This is a genomic window from Arsenicicoccus dermatophilus (assembly GCF_022568795.1).
GTDB classification, from domain to species: domain Bacteria; phylum Actinomycetota; class Actinomycetes; order Actinomycetales; family Dermatophilaceae; genus Arsenicicoccus; species Arsenicicoccus dermatophilus.
The window spans coordinates 2,056,459-2,075,297 of the sequence record NZ_JAKZHU010000001.1; the positions used below are offsets into that span (position 1 = coordinate 2,056,459).

Consider the following 18,839-nt stretch of genomic DNA (forward strand, 5'->3'; position numbering starts at 1 on the left):
GCCGCCGGAGGGGTCGCCGCGGGCTTGGCCGAGGCAGCCGGAGCCTTGACCCCCGGGGTCTGCGGCGCGGCAGCAGGAGCCGGGGCCGCAGGAGGGGCACTCGGGGCCGGAGTGGTCGGAACATCCTGGGCCGCAGGCGGGGTCGCGACGGGCTTCGCCGCGGCCTTCGCCGGGGCCGCCGCAGGAGGGGTCGCAGCGGGAGCGGTCGGGGGCGGCCCTGGCGGAACCCCGGGCGTGCGCGCGACTCGCGGCTGCCCCCCCGCGGTCGACGCAGCCTCCTTCGGGGCGGGCGCCGTGCCCGTCGCAGCAGGTGCGGTCCCCTCCGCGGCGGGCGGCGTCTGCGGGGTGCCGGTCGGCGCCGGGGCCGGAACGGCGTCCGGCGGTCCGTCGGTCACGACGGGTAGCGCCCCTGCCGGACGCACCGCGACGCGACGCGCGGTGGACGTGATGGCGGCTGCCTTCTTGGCGGCGGCCTTGCGGGCTGCCTTGCTCATCGACTTCTTGGCCACGGTCTGGGTCACTCGCTCCTCGGGCGGGACGGCGGGTACGGGGGCTGCGCCGGTCGCGGCGAGATCGCCGCGACCGGTGTCGTCCTTGGTCGCCTTCATGGGCTGCTCCTCAGCTCTGCCCCGGAGCCCATGAGGGCGCCAGGCTCCTGGGCGGGCACGCTGATCGTGCGGGTGCACAGGGCGTCCATCTCCTGGCGGTCGCTGCTGGCCAGGACCACCGCCCCACCCCCGGCGACGATCTCTGCGACGACCTGGTAGATCACCTCGCGCGCACCGACGTCCACGCCGCGCGTGGGCTCGTCGAGCACGAGGACCTGGGACCGGGCGGCGACCCACCGGCCGACGACGACCTTCTGCTGGTTGCCCCCGGACAGTCGGGCGACCGGGTCATCCATCGACGGTGCGGCGATCGCGAGCCGCTCCCGCACCACCGCGATCTGCTCGGTGCGCGACGGGCCGTTCGGCCCCGTCCGGCCCCGCGTGAGGACGCCGTACCAGAGGTTGTCCGCCGCGGAGGCCTGGGGCACCAGGCCTGCGCCCTGGCGGTCGGCCGGCACGTAGCCCACCCCCGCCCGGATCGCCTCCTGCACCTGGCCGGGGCGGATCGTGCACTCGCCGATCTGCACCCGTCCCTGCGCCTGGGGAATCCCCCCGACGAGGGCCCGCAGCAGTGCGCTGCGCGTCGTCGGGGTTCCGCCCTCGACCCCGACGACCTCCCCCGCGCGCACCTCGACCGTGGTCGGCGCCAGGATGCCCGGGACGGCCAGGCCCTCGGCCACGAGGAGCGGTCGGGTCGTCGCCTGCCCGGCGGGCGCCTGGGGGCGGATCGCGGGATAGAGGCCGGCGAAGGGACGTCCGGTCACGGCGGCGGCCAGGTCGGTCACGGGAGCATCAGCCGGGAGGGTGGCCACCATGCGCCCGGAGCGCAGCACGCTGACCCGGTCGCACAGCTGGGCGATCTCCTCCAGCCGGTGCGTGACGTAGAGCAGGGAGACACCCTGCTCGGTCACGCCACGCAAGGTCTGCAGGACGCCGCGGTCTCCTCGTCGGACAGGACCGCGGTCGGCTCGTCGAGGATCAGCAGCCCTGCTCCCCGGGCCAGGGCGCGGGCGATCTCCACCCGCTGTCGCAGGTCCACCCGCAGCCGGGCCACGGGGGTGGCCGGGTCGAGGTCCAGGCCCAGGATCGCCAGGGCCGCCTCGGCCTGCCGGCGCACCGCGACCCGGTCGATCAGCCCCCGGCGCACCGGGGGTCGGGGCAGCGCGAGGTTGTCCTCGACGCTCAGCTGCTCGATCAGGGTCGGGTGCTGGTGGATGGTGCGTATGCCGCGCCGCACGGCGGCGGAGGGCTCCGACAGCACCGCCTCCTGGCCGTCGATCCGCACGACGCCCCCGGTCGGCCGCTCGGCGCCGGAGATGATCCGGATCAGCGTGGACTTGCCGGCGCCGTTCTCGCCGAGCAGGGCATGGGCCTCGCCGGGCGCGATGGCCAGGTCGACGTCCTGCAGGGCGCGCAGCGTGCCGAAGGTCCGGCTCAGCCCCGCGACCTCGAGCCGGGGCGGCATGCCGGCTGACGGGTGGGCGATGGTCGAGGCCACCACGTCAGGCGTGGGCGAGCAGCGAGCGAGCGTTGGCCCGGGTGATGGCCACCACGGCCTGGTCGACGGTGCTGCCGGCGGCGGGGGCGCCCTTGGCTTCCACGGCGGCTCGCAGGGCGAGGGTTCCCATGGCGGCGACGTCCTGACCGATGGTGGCGGTCATCCGGCCGAGCGCGACGGCCTCGATGGCCTCGCGGGTCCCGTCGAAACCGACGACCTTGACCCCGAGACCGGCTCGGCCGCCGAGGGCCTGGAGCGCCCCGAGCGCCATCTCGTCGTTCTCGGCGAAGATCCCGTTGAGGTGGGGGTGCGCCTGGAGCACGTTGGTGGCGACGTCCAGGCCCTCCACGCGACGGAAGCCGGCGGGCTGGGTGGCCACGACCCGCATGCCGGGGTGCTTGGCGAGCTCGGCGACGAAGCCCTTGTGCCGCTCCCGCGAGCTGGAGGTCGCGACGACGCCTTGCAGGACCGCGACCTCGCCCTTGCCCCCGAGCGCCTTGATGAGCGCCTGGGCCGCGATCGCCCCGCCGCGCACGTTGTCGCTCGCGATGCAGGTGACACCCTGGACGTCGGTGATCCGCCGGTCGATGGCGACGATCTTGGTCCCGCGCTCGCGCAGGCGCTTGACCGGGGTCGCGAGCGCGTCGGAGTCGACCGGGTTGACGACCAGCTGGCCGATGCCCTTGACCGCCAGGTCCTGGAGCTGGGAGGCCTGGCGGGAGGCGTCGTCCTGGGCGTCGGTGATCTTGAGCCGGATCCCGAGCCTGGCGGCCTCGTCCTGGGCACGGTCGACGAGGGTCATGAAGAAGGGGTTGGCGAGGCTGGAGACGGAGAGGCCGACCACGCCCTTGGCGGCCTTGGCGGACTCGGCGTCCTTGTCGCCACCGGAGGCACACCCCGTGAGGAGTCCGGCGCCGGCAAGGCCCAGCAGGAAGGTGCGCCGGGAGAGGTCCGGCACTGTAGCGGCGGTCATCGATCTATCACTTCGTCCCATCGGTCAGCTGCAGGGTGAGGGCCTTGGGCAGGATCTGTCCCAGTGCCTCCACCGTCTCGCTGGTGTAGGACAGCCCCCCGACGCTCGCCGCCAGTCGGTCGAGCGTGGCCTTGTCAGGCTCTTCGCCGACGCCCACGAGGACCAGGCGCACCGGGCGCGCGGGGTCCTGCAGTCGGCCGAGGTCGGCGATCGCCTGCTCAATGGTACGACCACCGCTGTCGTCGTCGTTCTTGCCGTCGGTGAGGATGAGCGCGATGCCTTCGTGCTTGGCGTCGGAGCGGTCCCGGACCGTCTGGTAGGCCGCCACGGTCGTGTCGTACAGGCCCGTCCCGCCTCGCGGCGGGGTGGCCGGGTCGACCAGGGTGGCCCCGGCCTTGGCGAGGGCGTCCCGGGTGGCGGGGAGCTCCAGCGAGCCCATCGGCACGAGCTCCTTCCAGTCCTGCCCGCCCTGGGACCTGGCCGCGGCGAAGGACCACAGGCCCACCTCGCTGGTCACGGGGACCGACCGCAGGGCGACGGCGAGGGCGCCCGTCGCCAGCTCGATGCGACGCTTGCCCCCCTCGGCGGCAGCCTGCATCGAGCCGGAGGTGTCGACGGCGATGACGTAGCGACCGTCCCGGCGAGCCCCGGCCCACGCGTCCATCGTCCCGGCGATCTTGCCCGGGTCGACGGGGGCGGGCGGGGCGAGCGAGGCCGGCACCCCGGTGACGGGTGCCGCCCCGGCCGGCGCGGCCTGCGGTGCTGTCCGGAATCCCTGGTCGACCAATGACTTGCGCACCGTGTCTCCCGCGAAGGCCTCGACGAGGGCGTCCAGGGCCGCGACGCGGGCGGGGTCCTGGGTGCGGGTCACCAGCGAGTAGCTCTCCATGGGCACCGCGCCGGGCAGCGAGGCCGCGGTGATCTGCCGCCCGGTCTGCTTGGCAAGCTGGGCGATGCGCTGCTCGGTGCTGGGGAAGACCAGTGCCTGCGTCGGCGGGGCCGTCAGGGAGGACTCGAGCTCGGACTCCGAGACGGTCCGGCGGCTCAGGGCACGCACCGCTTCTCCGACCGTGGGGTCGCTGCTCTGGCGCAGCGCCAGCAGGGACAGCAGGGAGGGCGTGCTCTCGGCGGGCTCGGCGAAGCGCATCGGGCCCTGCGCCAGCATCCCCACCTGCTGCGGGGTGAGCTGACCGGACGCGCCCACGCCCTGCGGGACCGCGAGGACCACCGGGGAGTAGGCGACGGGCCGGGAGACGCGGTTGCGCTCGGCGGCGGGCACCCAGGCCTCGGAGTCGGTGAACCACGCGTCGACGGCGCCGACCACGGGCTCCTGCGCGGCAGCAGCCGCGCCGGGTGCCGGAGCGGCACCCGTGGCAGGTGCCCCCGCGGGGGGTGCGGCGGAGGTCGCTGCCGCGGCGGGCTGGGCGGGCGCACCGCCGGCACCGCCCGTGCCGCCGCGCTGGGCGGCGAGTGCCGCCGTCACGGGACGAAGGCGATAGGTGATGCAGCCGCCCTTGCGGTCCGACGCCTCGTCGGCCGCCTCCTGGGTGGCGGCGAACAGGGCCGGTGGCACGGCCACGTCCAGGGAGGTCATGCTGGCGCAGGCCGTCTGGGCGCTGGCGACCTGGCTGGTGACTGACTTGTCACCGGACTTCGCCAGGCGCATCAGGTGAGGCGCCCCTGCCGCGGCGCCTCCGGCCAGCGCGATGCTCAGGGCGGCCATCCCGGCCACCTTGCGCTGGCGGTCTCGGCGGCGACCGCGCTGGGCCCGGAGTCCCGCACGGGTCGCGGGCGCTGCCTGAGAGGTTCGGCGCTGCGTCACATTTCCACCTTCCGAGGTCAGGTCCAGGGCGATGGGTGCACTGGTGCCACTGCCGGACCGCAAGGTACTGGGTCGGCAAGCCCCTGCGCACGGGCCGCTGCGGAGCGCAATGACAGCGGACGGTGCGCGTCGACGTGCCACGGGTGATGATCCGAGGCAGGACACCCCTCGGCAGGCACCACGACTCGCCCTGGACGCCATACCCGTGTCACTCAGCGAGTCGGATCGACCACCTTGGGTGGCTTCACCTGCGAAGATGGGTCTCGCAGGGGGTGGGAACCGGCAAGGATTTCCCCGTCAGAGTCATGCCTTCGGACCAACCTCAACACTCTGCGTCACTCACCTGGGTGGCGGGCCTCCGCAGCATCCATGGCCTTGTAGATGCGCTGCTCACTGACCGGGTGGGCGGTCCCCAGGGGTTGGGCGAACAGCGACACCCGCAGCTCCTCGACCATCCACCGGATCTCCCGCACGTCAGGGTCGTCCACGCGCGCCGGGCGCAGGCCCTCGACGAAGGTCCGCCGCTCCCGCTCCACGGTGGCCACGACGGCCTGACGCTCGGCGTCCCGGCGCATGTCCTCCGGGCCCTTCTGCGCCCGCCAGCAGATGGCCCGCACGTAGCGGGCGACGTGGCGCAGCCGGGCTCGGCCGATCTCGGCGACGAAGCCCGGGTGGACCAGCGCGTCCAGCTGGGCGGCCATGTCGTCCCGCATCGGCCGGGCCGCGGGCGAGAGCCGGTCGAGGGCGAGCCGGGCCTCCCGGGCGGCGACGAGGATCGGCTCGACGAGCTCGATCACCTCGACGACCCGGGCGGACGTGAGCTGGCGCACCCGGCGCAGGAGCTCGTCGTACGCCGCCTTGTCCCGGACGATGCCGGTCGCCTGGTCGCGCAGCTCGGGAGACTCCGCGACGATCGAGTCGACCGCGGCCGCGAGGCAGTCGTCGAGCAGCGCCGGGACCGAGCCGTGCGGGTTGTGACCCAGGGCGATCTTCTGCTGGTTGCTGAGGACCGCGAGCACGCGCTTCCACGGCGGGGTGATGTCGAGCAGGAGGAGGCGACGCAGCCCCAGCCGGGAGGCCACGGCGGCCTCCCGCTCGGTGGCCAGCACCTGCACGGAGACCGAGGTCCCGCGGTCGACGAGGGCGGGATAGCCGTGGAGGGTCCGCCCGCCCCTGACCCGCTGCTCGAACGTCGCGGGCAGGGACTCGAAGTCCCAGGTCGTCAGCCCGGTCCGCTCGATGGACGCGGCCGCCGACGCCATGGTCTGGCGGACCTTCGGCGCGAGCTGGCGACGCAGGCCCTCCAGCGACTTGGACTCGCCCAGCGTCCGATCCCGGCGGTCCTCCACGCGGAAGGTCATCCGCAGGTGGTCCGGGACCTTGTCCCAGTCCCACTCCCCCGGCGGTATGGCGATCCCCACCCGCCCGCGCAGCACCCGGGCCAGCTCGTCGGTCAGGTCGCCGGCCGCGGGGTCGGCCGCGGCCAGGGCGGCGCGGGCGTGGTCGGGGGCGGGGACCACGTGCTTGCGGGTGGCCTTGGGCAGCGCCCGGATCAGGGCGGTCGCCAGCTCCTCGCGCATCCCGGGCACCAGCCAGTCGAAGCCCTCGTCGCGGACCTGGTTGAGCACCTCCACCGGGATGTGGCAGGTCACGCCGTCGGCGTCGGCGCCCGGCTCGAACTGGTAGGTCAGCCGCAGCGTCAGGTCGCCCTGCACCCACTGCTGCGGGAAGTCCGCCGAGACGCTCGTGTCGGCGCCCTCGGCGACGACCACGTCCTCGGTGAAGGTCAGCAGCTCGGGCTGCTCGCGGCGCGCCTGCTTCCACCACGAGTCGAAGTGCCGCCCGGAGACGACGGTCTCGGGGATCCGGGCGTCGTAGAAGTCGAACAGCTCGTCGTCGTCGACCAGGATGTCGCGGCGGCGGGCCCGCTCCTCGAGCTCGGCCACCTCGGCGAGCAGCGCGCGGTTGGCGTGGAAGAACTCGTGGTGGGTGTCCCAGTCGCCCTCGACGAGGGCGTGCCGGATGAAGAGCTCACGGGCGAGCTCGGCGTCGACGCGGCCCAGCCCGACGGTGCGCCCGGCGACCAGGGGCACGCCGTAGAGCGTCACCCGCTCCAGGGCGACCCCGGAGGCGCGCTTGCGGGACCAGTGGGGCTCGGCGTACGAGCGCCTGACCAGGTGGGAGCCGAGCCGCTCGGCCCAGGCGGGGTCGATGCGCGCGTTGGTGCGGGCCCACAGCCGGGTGGTCTCGACGAGCTCGGCCGACATCACCCAGTCCGGCTGCTGGCGGTGCAGCACGGACCCCGGCTGGATCGCGAAGCGGGCACCGCGGGCCCCGGCGTACTCGCGCCTCTCGGCGTCCCGCAGGCCGATGTGCGACAGCAGCCCGGACAGCATGGCCTGGTGGATCGCGTCGGCCGACGCGGGGCTCTTGTTGGGCTCCAGGCGCAGGGTCTTGCAGGCCTGCCGCAGCTGCAGGTGCAGGTCCTGCCACTCCCGGATCCGCAGGTAGTGGAGGTACTCCTGCTTGCAGGTGCGGCGGAAGGCCGAGCCGGACAGCTCGCGCTGCCGGTCCTTGAGGTAGCCCCACAGGTTGAGCCAGGTGATGAAGTCGCTGTGCTCGTCCTTGAACCGCGCGTGCTGCTGGTCGGCCTGGGCCTGCTTGTCGACCGGGCGCTCCCGGGGGTCCTGGATCGACAGGGCGGCGGTGATCACGAGGACCTCGGCGAGACAGCCGTTCTCGTGGGCCTCGAGGATCATCCGGGCCAGCCGCGGGTCCAGCGGCAGGGCGGCGATCTGGCGGCCGTATGCCGTGAGCCGGCGCCCGCCGCGCCCCTCCCGGCCCGCCCCGGCCCCCGCCGACGCGGCGTCGATGGCGCCGATCTCCAGCAGCAGGTTGAGCCCGTCGGCGACCTGGCGCGAGTCCGGCGGGTCGACGAAGGGGAACCGCGCGACGTCGCCCAGGCCGAGGGAGATCATCTGCAGGATGACGCTGGCGAGGTTGGTGCGCAGGATCTCCGGGTCGGTGAACTCCGGCCGGGCGGCGAGGTCCTCCTCGGAGTAGAGCCGGATGCAGATGCCGTCGCTCACGCGGCCGCAGCGTCCCGCCCGCTGGGCGGCGCTCGCCTGGGAGATCGGCTCGATCGGCAGCCGCTGGACCTTGGTGCGCTGGCTGTAGCGCGAGATGCGGGCGACCCCGGTGTCCACGACGTACCGGATGCCGGGAACGGTGAGGGAGGTCTCGGCGACGTTGGTGGCGAGGACCACGCGGCGCCCCTGGTGCCGGGAGAAGACGCGGTGCTGCTCGGCGCTGGACAGGCGGGCGTACAGCGGGAGGATCTCGGTGCCCGGCAGCCGCAGTCCTTCCAGCGCCTCGGCGGCGTCGCGGATCTCGCGCTCGCCGGAGCAGAAGACGAGCACGTCCTGGTCGGAGCCGTCGCCGGCCCCGGCCTCGGTCCACAGCTCGGTGACCGCGTCGACGATGCCGGTGACCTGGTCGACGGACTCGGTCTGCCCCGTGGGCAGCTCGCGCTCCAGCGGACGGTAGCGAACCTCGACGGGATAGGTGCGGCCGGAGACCTCGATGATCGGGGCCGGGGTGCCGTCGGCGGCGGCGAAGTGCGCGGCGAAGCGCTGCGGGTCGATGGTCGCCGACGTGACGACCACCTTCAGGTCCGGGCGGCGCGGCAGCAGCTGCTTGAGGTAGCCCAGGATGAAGTCGATGTTGAGGGATCGCTCGTGGGCCTCGTCGATGATGATCGTGTCGTAGCGCCGCAGGTCGCGGTCGTGCTGCATCTCCGCGAGCAGGATGCCGTCGGTCATCACCTTGACCAGGGTGTCCCGGGTCGCGTGGTCGCCGAAACGCACCTGGTAGCCGATCGGCCGTTCCTCGCCGTCGAGCCGCTCGCCGGTGATCGGGTGGCCGAGCTCCTCGGCGATGCGCTCGGCGACGCTGCGGGCGGCGATCCGCCGGGGCTGGGTATGGCCGATGGTGCCGTGGATCCCGCGGCCGAGCTCCAGGCAGATCTTGGGGATCTGGGTGGTCTTGCCCGACCCGGTCTCGCCGGCGATGACGACGACCTGGTGGTCACGGATCGCGGCGGCGATGTCGTCCTTGCGCGCGACGACGGGCAGGTGCTCGGGATAGGTGATCTCGGGGACCAGCGCCCGGCGGCGCGCGTGCCGCTCCAGCCGACGGGTCCGCGACGCCTCGCGCTCCTCGGGGGTCTGTGGGGGGCGTCCGCCGCCACGGCGGGGGCGACGACGGTAGGGGGTCTGCTCGGGCACGCCTTCCAGGATAGGTCGCCCGCGTGGCCCGCGGTCAGCAGCCGGTGAGCGCGTAGACCGAGACGGTGCCCGCGCCGCCGATGCGGGTGAGCCCGGGCACCCCGGCCAGCCCGTGCAGCCCGGTGAACAGGGCGCGGCGCGGGTCGTCGTCCCACACCAGGTCGGTGTCCTCGACGACGTAGCCCACGTCGAGGCGGCGGGCGGCCGCGCAGACCTGCGGCGTCAGCTCCCGCAGGTGCATCCGCAGCACGCCGTGGTCGCCGTCGTACCTCCCGCCGAAGTGGGCGAAGGTGACCGGGTGCCCGGAGAGCACCCCGGCCCACTGACCCCCGCCGAAGGGATCGCCCGCCACGGCCCGCCCGTCGGCCCGCGGGCCCAGCACGTCGGCATAGGTCTGCGCCTCGCGCCGGGAGACAACCGTGCGCCACCACTCGTGGTCGCCGTAGTTGTGGCCGACCAGCCGCTGGGCCGAGGCGACGCCGGAGGGCCAGCCCAGCAGGACCGGGGTCGCGACGAGGACGGCGGCGGCGACCTGCCCGACGAGCGGGCGGCCGCCCAGGCCCGGGAGCCGCCGGCCGAGGTCGACCAGCCCCGCGGCCCCCTGGCCCGCGAGCAGCAGGGCCGGTATGGCGATCGCGGCGGCCACCCGGTAGGGCTCGCGGTCCCACAGCGCGGTGACCAGCGTCCCCCAGCCGGAGCCGATCGACGCCGCGCAGACGTAGCACGCGGCGACCAGGACCAGCCCGACGGGCAGCCAGGGTCGTCCCCGCCACAGGCTGACGACGACGCCGGCGAGGACCAGCAGGGCGAGGACCAGCCAGCCGGGGCTGAGGTGGGTCCCGAGGGTGAGGATCTCGCGCACGGCGACGTCGGCGGTGGTCACCGTGCGCGAGCGGCTGCGCATCAGGGAGCGCACCGTCGGGGTCCGGGCCACCAGCGCGGCACCGACGACCAGCCCGACGGCGGCGACGGCGAGCACCTGCAGCAGCCGGCGCCGCCGTCGGGGGTGCCCGACGAAGGAGCGCACGGTGCCGGTCCACACGGTGCCGACGACGAGGGGGGCGACGAGCAGCAGCGCGCTGAGCAGGGCGGCGGGATGGACGACGCCGACCCCGAGCCCGCAGACGACCACCACCAGCGCGAGGACGGCCCGGGGGCGCAGGTAGCCGGGGCGGCAGGCGCGCACCGCGAGGGCCATCAGGGCGGGGGCGAGCGCGAGGCCGGCGAGGTTGGACCACAGGACGCCGAAGTTGAGCAGCAGCGTGGGGAACACCAGCGTGACGGGAAGCAGCGCGGCGACGGCGACCGCCGCCCGCGCGTCTCGGCTGGTGGTGCGCAGCAGGGTGAGCATCCCGACCGGCCAGACCGTCGCGGCGAGCACCAGGACCAGGGTGTTCATGACGACCACGGGGTGGGCGCCGGTGAACTGGGCGACGAGCGCACCGAGGGCGTGCAGCCCGCTGGGATAGAACGTGCGCGTCGACCCGGGAGCCGCGGTCGCCCCGACGGTGAACCATCCGGCGTCGCCCGTGGCCAGCACCCGGGCGAGGGCGTTGACGTGGAAGCCCGCGTCGTGGGACTGCTGCAGCGCGTCGGGGCGCCCGACCGCGCCGGCGAGGATCACCCAGGAGGCGGCGACCGTGCCCGCCGTGACCAGGGCGTACGTCACGACCCGGCCGGCGTCGGCCGGGGCCGGTCTGGCCAGCCGGGTCCAGCGGCGCCCGAGGGCCCACAGCGCCCCTCCCCCGGCCAGCGCGGTGAGCACGAGAGGCCCGATGCCCCAGCCGATCCCGAGGCTCGAGGTCGAGGTGATCGCGAGGGCGGCGACCCCGGCCGACGCGGCGGGCGAGGCCCCGACGGCGAGCCAGGCCGGGACCCGGGCCGGGATCAGCAGGACGAGGCCGGGCAGGACCAGCAGGGCCAGCGAGGCCAGGACGACCGGCGCTGCGGCCCACCAGGAGGCGAGGGGATGGAACAGGATCAGTCGACCTTGGTCACCGTGACGGCGGCCTTGTCCGCGGCGCGCTGCTCCTCGCTGCGGTCGTCGGCGGCGGAGCCGCAGCCCCCACCGCCGGAGCCGCACCCGCAGCCGCCGCACCCGCCGCCGCCCGAGCCGCAGCTGCTCGGCCGGGCGTGGGCGGCCTCGACGTCGGCGGCCACGTTCGCGGCGTAGTCCTGGGCGAGCTGGTCGGCGGCGCGCCGCATCTCGGCATAAGCCTCGGGGAACTCGGGCCGGGCCTGCAGGACGGGCAGCAGCAGCTGGTCCTCCTTGGCCAGGTGCGCACGCAGCAGGACCGCCAGGGCCTGGGCGTCGCCCGCGAGCCGGGCCGCGTCCTGGGCGGCGTTGATCGCGTCGACCAGACCGGCGATGACCCGGTGGTCGGCGACGAGCGCCTGCACCAGCAGCGCCGCATCGGGGGCCTGCGCCGCGAGGGGATAGAGCACCTGCTCCTTGGCGACCGCGGCGGTGATCAGCTCGAACTGGCACCAGGTGGCCAGGTCGGCGTGGGCCTGCCCGAAGGCCTGGGCGTCCGCCTCGCCGATGGCGCCGATGAGCTCCGCCACGATCGTGCCGGCGCTCCGGGCGAGGGCGAGGTTGTCCTCGCGGGGCGTCGGGGTGGTGGGGGTGCTGTCGACAGCCATGGGTCTTCCTTCGGGTTCGCTACGGGGGCGCGCAGGTGACCAGCCTAGTGGGGACCTGGCGCGGACCGGTCCGGACCGGTCCGGACCGGTCCCCCGGCCGCCGGTAGTGTTCCCTCCCGTGATGGACGCCTACCGCTCGCCCGCCGGTCGCGAGGCCGTGACCCGGTGGTGCGTCGAGGCTCTCGCCCACTGGCAGCACCCCCACCGCACCCTCGTCGTCGAGCCGATCGTCGCGGGCACGCCGGTGCCCACCCACGTCACGGTGCTGGGCGAGGGGCCGCCGCGGTTCGTGTGGCTGCCGGGGACGGGCGCGTGCGCCGCGGTCACCCGCGGCCCGCTCGAGGCGCTCGCGCGGCGCGGCACGGTGTGGGCCCTGGACCTGCCCGGGCAGCCCGGACTGTCCCACGACTACCGGCCGCGCCGCGACAGCACGGGGTGGTACTCCGCCTGGCTCGACGCGATGCTCGACCTGACCGAGGGCGACGACGAGGTGCTGCTCGTGGGCACCTCGCTCGGCGCCCGGGTCGCGCTGACCACGGCGCACCGGCGGGTCCGGTCGCGGCTGCTCGTCTCCCCCGGCGGGCTGCTCGCGCCCACCGCCTCCCCCGCGCTGGCCCGGGACCACACCCGCTGGTCGCTGCACGCCTCGGACGCCGCCGCCCGGGCCCTGCTGCGCCAGCTCCACGCTCCCGGGGAGCCGATCACCGACCGAGCCGTCGCGTGGACCGTCCTCGTGGGACGCGGGTGCAAGACGATCCGCACCCCCCGCCCCCTGCCCCAGCACTACCTCGACCGGATCGAGGAGAAGCCCCTGGTCGTCGCCGTCGGCGAGGACGACGTCCTCGCGCCCCCGGCCGCCCTCACCGCCGCCGTGGCGCGGCGGGCCAGTGCCCGGGTCGTGGTGGTGGACGGCTGCGGCCACCTCCTCCCGGCAGGCGCCTGGGAGCAGGTGCTCCGGGTCTTGCCCGCGTGACCAGGCCCGACGCACTACGCTGCGGCAGCGTGACCCCAGGAACCCCGGCCGCGGCATGATCGACCACGTCGCCGCGCACGTGTTCGCCCGCGCCGCCGAGCACCCGGACGCCGTGGCGGTGCGGTCGCGCGTGACCGACGGGTGGGTCGAGCTGACGTATGCCGACCTCGCGGCGCAGGTCCGTCATGTCTGTCACGCGCTGATCGCGGCGGGTCTGCACCCTGGGGACTCCGCGGTCATCGTGTCCGACAACCGCGCCGAGTGGCTCGTCGCGGAGCTCGCGATCATGGCCGCCTCCGGGGTGGCGCTGCACCTCGGGCCGAGCACCCCGGTGGAGGAGCTCGCCGCCATCCTGCGGGCCACCGAGACGCGGGCGGCCTTCGTGTCCGGCGAGGTGCTCGGCGACCAGCTCGCCCAGCTGTCAGAGCGGCTGCCGTCGCTGCGCGTCGTGGTCTGCTTCGACGAGAACCCCTCGGTGGTGCCGCTGCTCGACGACCTGGGCGTGCTGACCATGGGGACCGCCGTCGACGAGCTGGGGGCGGAGGTGGGCACCCAGGGGACCTTCTCCTGGGCCCGGCTCATGGCCGCGCCCTTCGACATCGCGACGGCGGCCGAGGCCCAGCGGCGGTGCGACACCTGGAGCCCGGAGGACATCGCCGTCATCGACTACACCGTCGGCGGGGCCGGCGAGCTGCGCGGCGTGGTCCTGAGCCACCGATCGACGCTGGCGACGGTCAAGGCGATCGCCGCGGCCTTCGAGGTCGTCGACCCCCTGCACGAGGTGGCGACGCTTCCCCTGCACCACAGCCTCCAGCACGGCAGCACCCTCCTCGCCCTGCTGTCGGGCGGCTCGACCACGCTGGTCCCCCGCCTCGAGGACGTGCCCCAGGTGCTGCGCACCACCCGGCCGACGATGCTGATGACCACCATGCCGGTGCTGCGGTCCCTGGTGCTGGGGGCCCTGGAGGACCTGGCCCGCTCCGTGACCTTCGGACGCGGCTGGGTGGCCTGGGCGCGCGAGGTCGCCACCGTCGAGGGGCAGCGCGTCGGCGCCGGTCGGTCGCGCTCGACGGTCGAGCACCTGCGGGTCCCGCTGGCGCGCGCCCTGGTGGCGCGCCGGGTCCGCCGAGCCCTCGGCGGACCCAAGGACCTGTTCGTCGTGGGTGGCACCGGCGCCCCGCCGGACCTGATGCACCTGCTGGAGCTGGCCGGCATACCGGCGCATCGGGGCTGGACCACGCTGGAGGCCGGGGTCCTCGCCACGGTCAACGTCCCCCAGGCCACCCGCGCCGGCTCGGTGGGCCGCCCGCTGCCGTGCGTCGAGCTGCGCCTGGACGACGAGGGCGAGGTGCTGCTGCGGGGCCCGGGGCTGATGCGGGGCTACTTCGGCATGCCGCTCGAGACCCAGCGCGTCCTGGAGGACGGGTGGCTGCACACCGGTCAGATCGGGCGCGTCGACGCCGAGGGTTACCTGCACCTGACCAGCCGCCTGGACGACATGATCGTCACCGAGTCCCTGCACTACGTCGCGCCCCACCTCGTGGAGTCCCGGCTGCGCGGGCACCCCGTCGTCGCCGACGTGGTGGTGGTCGGTGACGGGCGGCCGTGCATCGCGGCGATCATCGAGCCGGACCTGGCGGTCGCCCGGTCCATCCGCTCGGCGGGCGGGCTCCCCGACGACCCCGACGACGCCGTGATCCTCGGCGACCCGCTCGTCGTGCGCGCCGTCGGTGACGCCGTCCGCACGGCCAACGCAAGCCTGGCCCACGACCACCAGGTCCGGGCCTTCCGGCTCACCCCCACCTCGCTGCGCACGCTCGGGCAGCGGACGGCCTCGTCCGTCGTGCGGCGGCAGCGGCTGGAGCGGGAGTTCGCCGACATCGTCGACGCGATCTATGCCAGCGTGGCGACGGACCCGTCGCACCCATGAGCGCGACCACGAGTCCGATAGCGTGACCGTGCCGACCCCGACCCGCAGGGAGCCTGTGCCGCAATGACATCGCCACGCCTGTCCGAGGATCACCTGGCTCGCGTCTACGCCCGGGTCGTGCGTGACCACGCCGACCGCCCCGCGGCGCGAGTCCTCGGCGAGGGGTCCATGGTGTGGACCTATGCCGAGCTGGGCCGACGGGTCCGCGCGCTCGCCCAGGCTCTCGTGGCCCACGACGTGCGGGCCGGCGACCGTGTGGCGCTGTGGGCTCCGAACTGCCCGCAGTGGACCGTGGTCGACCTCGCCTGCCACGCCGTGGGCGCGGTGCCCGTCCCGATCTATCCCACCGCCACCGCCGGCCAGGCACGCCACGTCGTCGAGCACAGCGGAGCCGTCGCGATCGTCGTGGGCGGCGGCGAGCGGACCCGCGCCACCGCGCTGGAGCTGGCCGCCGACCTCGCGGACGTCCGGCTGGTCTCCGACCTCGACGCGGCCGACGACACCCGTCCCCACGACGCAGGCGATCCCGACGGCACAGCCCGCTCCGACCGGCCGGGCCCGGCATACGTCCCCTGGCGCTCGCTGCTCGCCACGGAGGACGAGGCGCTGTCCGCGGAGGTCGACCGGCGCACCGCGGCGGGCCGCCCCGAGGACCTGGCGACGATCATCTACACCTCCGGCACCACCGGCACCCCCAAGGGCGTGGCCCTCAGCCACCGCGCGATGATCCACCAGATCCACGCCGTGGACGCGTTCTTCGCCTTCGGCCCCGACGACAGCAGCCTGGCCTTCCTGCCGCTGTCCCACGCCCTGGAGCGCGCCTGGACCTTCTTCGTGCTCTCCCACGGCGCGCTCAACACCTACGTCCGCGACCCCAAGACCGTCGCCACCCAGCTCGTCGAGGCGCGCCCGACCGGGCTGGTGGCCGTCCCCAAGCTCTACGAGACGGTCTACGCCACCGCCCAGTCCATGGCCTCCCGCACCCCGGTCCGCCGCCGGCTGTTCGACTGGGCCCTGGGCGTCGGTGCCGAGGCCGGGCGGCTGCGGATGGCACGGCAGCCCCTCCCCCACGGGCTGCGGGCCCGGCTCGCCGTCGCGGATCGTCTGGTGCTGCACAACATCCGGGACGCGGTGGGCGGCACCAAGTCCGTCCTCGCCGCGGGCGGTGCCCCGCTGCGCCAGGAGGTCGAGGAGTTCTTCTGGGCCGGCGGCCTGCTCGTGTCCCAGGGCTACGGCATGACCGAGACCGGGCCGCTGATGACCTTCAACTCACCCGGGGCGACGCGCTTCGGGACGGTGGGGCGAGTCATCGAGGGCGGCGAGATGCGGGTGGGCGACGAGGGCGAGCTGCTCTATCGCGGGCCGAACGTCATGGACGGCTACTGGCGCGACGAGGAGGCGACGCGCGAGACCGTCGTCGACGGGTGGCTGCGCACCGGCGACGTCGGCGAGATCGACGAGGACGGCTTCGTCACCATCACCGACCGGCTCAAGGACCTGGTGGTCACCCAGCAGGGCAAGAACATCGCCCCTGCGCCGATCGAGGGGCGCATCGCCGAGCACCCCGCCGTGGAGCACGCCGTGGTCATCGGCGACCGTCGCCCCTGCCTGGTGGTGCTGGTGCAGCTGGCCGACGGCGCCGGCGACGACGCGCTGACGCAGGTGCGCGCCCACGTCGACGAGCTCAACGCCGACCTGCCCGGTCAGGAGCAGATCCGCGCGGTCGAGCCCCTCGACCTGCAGCTGACCATGGAGGACGGTCTGCTCACCCCGACGCTCAAGGTCCGGCGCCGGGCGGTCGAGGAGCGGTGCGCCGAGCAGCTCGACCGGATTTATGCCGCGATCGAGCGCGCCCGACGCCGCTGACGCTGACCGCCCCGCCCGCAGGGTCCTGGTCCGCTCAGGACCACCAGGCGCGGATCGTCTCGGTGGGGCCGTCGAGCTCGGTGAACCCGGCGTCGGTCACGCTCACCGGCGCGCCCGCGAGCCGGGCCCACCCGGCCTCGTCGGGGTGGGTCACCTGCACCCGGTAGCCGTCCGCCGCCCAGGTCTGCAGGACGGCCGCCAGCTCCGGGGCCGACCGCAGCGCCTCGCGGACGAGCTGGGCGCCGTGCCCGCACTGGGCGGCGGCCTTGCCGGTCGTCATGTCGGCGTGGGGGCTGGTCGCCAGGGTGACCACGGGCGCCACCCGCCCCACCTCCCTGACGTCGCCGTCCTCCGGCTCCGGCTGGGGGAAGGTCGTGCCGCTCACCTGCAGGACGTCCAGCTCGGGCGGCAGTGGGCGTGCGGGGCCGGGCACGCAGGCGCGGACGGCGGCGCGTCCCTCCTCGACGGTGACTCCCGGCACGGACTGGACCCGGTCCCACCGGGTGCCGCGGGCCCGGCGGACCAGCTTGCGGATGCGTCCGTCCCGCCAGTGGGTCACGGGCGCGGCCCACTCCCCGTCGGCCGAGCGCGGGTCGGCGAGCAGGGTCACGACGGCGCGGGCGGCGGTCGCGCACACCAGGTCGGCGTCCGGCAGCGCCCGCTTGTCGTAGCGCACGACGAGCTGCATCGCCCAGGGCACGTCGGGGTCCGGACCGGCGTCGGGGTGCGGGCCGGTGGCGTTCGCCCGCTCGCCGAAGTCCGCTGCCGCCCTCACCCGGGCATCACGGCCGCGTGGCGCCGGACCGCGTGCTCGTGGCCGGACGGGTGGCACCGGTCCTGCGCCGGACCCCGTCCTTGGCCGGGGCCGAGCGCGGGCGCTTCGCGGTGGTGCGGCGCGTGGTGGCGCGGGGACGCGGGGACGCCGGCCCGGAGAGGGCCATCACCGGCGGGACGTCGGTCTCGGCCGGCGGCTCCGCGGGGGCGGAGGGCCTGGGCCGAGGGGTCTTGCCACCCGACGTCGCGGGACGGCGTGCGGGGTGGTCGGAGTCCCGGTGGCTGGGTGCCTGGCGGGTCGGCGCCGGGCGGGGCGGGGCGACGACCACGGTGGCCTGCCGGGTGGCGGCCGTAGGGACGTCGACCGGGGCGGGGGTGGCCGCCCGCCCCCCGGCGATCTCGGCGGTCGGCTCGACGGCGGGGAGGTCGGCCGGTGCGACGGGGGGGCTGGTGCGGGCCGGGAGACCGGCGGCCTGCAGCTGGGCCATCTGGTCCCGGGCCGCGACGGCGCCGAGGATCCCGGTCAGCAGCACGGCCGTGGTGAGGACACCTGCCCCGACGACGACTCCTCGGGTGGTGCCGGCCTCGGGCTCGGCCTGCGGCACGTGGAGCTCGACATGGGGCCGGAGCACCTCCACGTGGCTGCCGGGGGACGCGCCATCGGCGTCCTCGGCCCACCAGGGTGCGCTGCTCATCGTCTCTCCTCGGGGCCGAGGCCCCCTTCGCCGCGGCCCTCGTGAGGCCGCTGCCGGGTCCCGGACCAGGTCCGGGGGTCGACCGGTGAGGTCGGCCGGAGCGATGTCGCCCACCGCGCCAGAGGTCATCTTCGCGAACTGCGCGAGCGCGCATCGAGGTACGACGGACGGGTTCATCCGGTCGGGGGTGTCAAGTACGGACGTCTTGGACAGCCGTCACGCGGCGCAGCGGGCGCGACTGCGGAAAGTCGCAGTTCGGCTGCGCTGCGTCGCCGCTCAGGCGGCGCTACGACGGGCTCGCAGGATGGCCCGCACGGCCGCGCCGACCACCCGGTCGTCGTCGTCGAGGCCACCGGGCAGGTGGTCCGGCACGGAGTCGTCGCCCTCGGCGAGATAGCTCATGGCCGCCACGAGCACCGCTCGGGCGTCCCGGTCGAGGTGGGGCCACCCGGCCATCAGGGCCATCAGGTCCGCCGCCAGCTCGCCGACCCGGTCCTGGCAGGCGGGGTGGGCCAGCATGTGCTGCTCGAGCCGTCTGCTCAGGGTGACGACTCCGTCGTCGTCCAGCGCGCGACACAGCGGTCGCACGGCCGGCCACATGTCCCCCAGCTCCTCGCGGAAGGTGCCCAGCGCGCCCTCGTGCGAAGGATGTCCGCTCGTCGCCGCGAGCGCGTCCGTCCGGCTTCGGCCGGTTCCCCTGGTGCTCACGGGTCTGACCTTAGACCGGGCTGAGACAGGCTGTCGCCCCGGACACCCGGACGCACCCGCTCG

General features: G+C 75.0%; 13 protein-coding genes. 3 read left to right on the top strand and 10 right to left on the bottom strand.

All coding sequences use genetic code 11. The annotated features are described in order from the left end of the window. Positions 1 to 604: 604 nt before the first annotated feature. The 7 genes from MM438_RS09515 to MM438_RS09545 all read right to left on the bottom strand — a co-directional run bounded on the left by MM438_RS09515 (position 605) and on the right by MM438_RS09545 (position 11,830). Entirely contained in the window at positions 605 to 1,519 is a 915-nt protein-coding gene (locus MM438_RS09515; protein WP_241452222.1) for an ATP-binding cassette domain-containing protein, read from the bottom strand. Beyond that, on the bottom strand, positions 1,516 to 2,106 hold the full coding sequence (locus MM438_RS09520; RefSeq protein WP_241452223.1) for an ATP-binding cassette domain-containing protein: 591 nt from the start codon (positions 2,104 to 2,106) through the stop codon (positions 1,516 to 1,518). The genes MM438_RS09515 and MM438_RS09520 overlap by 4 nt, the downstream gene beginning before the upstream one ends. Positions 2,107 to 2,110: 4 nt before the next feature. Further along, complete coding sequence (locus MM438_RS09525) at positions 2,111 to 3,079, bottom strand: substrate-binding domain-containing protein (RefSeq protein ID WP_241452225.1); 969 nt, start codon at positions 3,077 to 3,079, stop codon at positions 2,111 to 2,113. A gap of 7 nt (positions 3,080 to 3,086) precedes the next feature. Then, complete coding sequence (locus tag MM438_RS09530) at positions 3,087 to 4,802, bottom strand: vWA domain-containing protein (protein ID WP_241452227.1); 1,716 nt, start codon at positions 4,800 to 4,802, stop codon at positions 3,087 to 3,089. Between the two features lie 434 nt (positions 4,803 to 5,236). After that, positions 5,237 to 9,187: an ATP-dependent RNA helicase HrpA gene (gene hrpA / locus MM438_RS09535; protein ID WP_241452228.1), complete on the bottom strand. Its 3,951-nt coding sequence runs from the start codon at positions 9,185 to 9,187 to the stop codon at positions 5,237 to 5,239. A gap of 34 nt (positions 9,188 to 9,221) precedes the next feature. Next, positions 9,222 to 11,270: a DUF6541 family protein gene (locus MM438_RS09540; RefSeq protein ID WP_241452229.1), complete on the bottom strand. Its 2,049-nt coding sequence runs from the start codon at positions 11,268 to 11,270 to the stop codon at positions 9,222 to 9,224. Further along, positions 11,168 to 11,830: a hemerythrin domain-containing protein gene (locus MM438_RS09545; RefSeq protein WP_241452230.1), complete on the bottom strand. Its 663-nt coding sequence runs from the start codon at positions 11,828 to 11,830 to the stop codon at positions 11,168 to 11,170. The genes MM438_RS09540 and MM438_RS09545 overlap by 103 nt, the downstream gene beginning before the upstream one ends. A gap of 121 nt (positions 11,831 to 11,951) precedes the next feature. Here MM438_RS09545 and MM438_RS09550 point away from each other — a divergent pair, with 121 nt between their 5' ends. The 3 genes from MM438_RS09550 (at position 11,952) to MM438_RS09560 (ending at position 16,599) form a co-directional block, all read left to right on the top strand. Next, positions 11,952 to 12,803 (top strand): alpha/beta fold hydrolase, encoded by an 852-nt coding sequence (locus MM438_RS09550; RefSeq protein ID WP_241452231.1) that lies wholly within the window; start codon positions 11,952 to 11,954, stop codon positions 12,801 to 12,803. Between the two features lie 55 nt (positions 12,804 to 12,858). Continuing rightward, the gene (locus MM438_RS09555; protein WP_241452232.1) at positions 12,859 to 14,733 is read left to right on the top strand and encodes an AMP-dependent synthetase/ligase; all 1,875 of its coding nucleotides are present in this window, start codon (positions 12,859 to 12,861) and stop codon (positions 14,731 to 14,733) included. A gap of 63 nt (positions 14,734 to 14,796) precedes the next feature. Next, complete coding sequence (locus tag MM438_RS09560; protein WP_241452233.1) at positions 14,797 to 16,599, top strand: AMP-dependent synthetase/ligase; 1,803 nt, start codon at positions 14,797 to 14,799, stop codon at positions 16,597 to 16,599. 34 nt (positions 16,600 to 16,633) lie between these two features. On the opposite strand, the gene MM438_RS09565 is transcribed toward MM438_RS09560, so the two are convergent. The 3 genes from MM438_RS09565 to MM438_RS09575 all read right to left on the bottom strand — a co-directional run bounded on the left by MM438_RS09565 (position 16,634) and on the right by MM438_RS09575 (position 18,776). Next, positions 16,634 to 17,374: an aminoacyl-tRNA hydrolase gene (locus MM438_RS09565; protein WP_241452234.1), complete on the bottom strand. Its 741-nt coding sequence runs from the start codon at positions 17,372 to 17,374 to the stop codon at positions 16,634 to 16,636. 7 nt (positions 17,375 to 17,381) lie between these two features. Then, entirely contained in the window at positions 17,382 to 18,068 is a 687-nt protein-coding gene (locus MM438_RS09570; protein WP_241452235.1) for a hypothetical protein, read from the bottom strand. Positions 18,069 to 18,344: 276 nt separating this feature from the next. After that, positions 18,345 to 18,776, bottom strand: a complete 432-nt coding sequence (locus MM438_RS09575) for a hypothetical protein (protein ID WP_241452236.1) — start codon at positions 18,774 to 18,776, stop codon at positions 18,345 to 18,347. Positions 18,777 to 18,839 lie beyond the last annotated feature (63 nt).

Coding starts and splice junctions, on each gene's coding strand:
- MM438_RS09525 (WP_241452225.1), bottom strand. CDS start 3,079: ATGACCGCCGCTACAGTGCCGGACCTCTCCCGGCGCACCTTCCTGCTG.
- MM438_RS09530 (WP_241452227.1), bottom strand. CDS start 4,802: ATGGCCGCCCTGAGCATCGCGCTGGCCGGAGGCGCCGCGGCAGGGGCG.
- MM438_RS09545 (WP_241452230.1), bottom strand. CDS start 11,830: ATGGCTGTCGACAGCACCCCCACCACCCCGACGCCCCGCGAGGACAAC.
- MM438_RS09550 (WP_241452231.1), top strand. CDS start 11,952: ATGGACGCCTACCGCTCGCCCGCCGGTCGCGAGGCCGTGACCCGGTGG.
- MM438_RS09555 (WP_241452232.1), top strand. CDS start 12,859: ATGATCGACCACGTCGCCGCGCACGTGTTCGCCCGCGCCGCCGAGCAC.
- MM438_RS09560 (WP_241452233.1), top strand. CDS start 14,797: ATGACATCGCCACGCCTGTCCGAGGATCACCTGGCTCGCGTCTACGCC.
- MM438_RS09570 (WP_241452235.1), bottom strand. CDS start 18,068: ATGAGCAGCGCACCCTGGTGGGCCGAGGACGCCGATGGCGCGTCCCCC.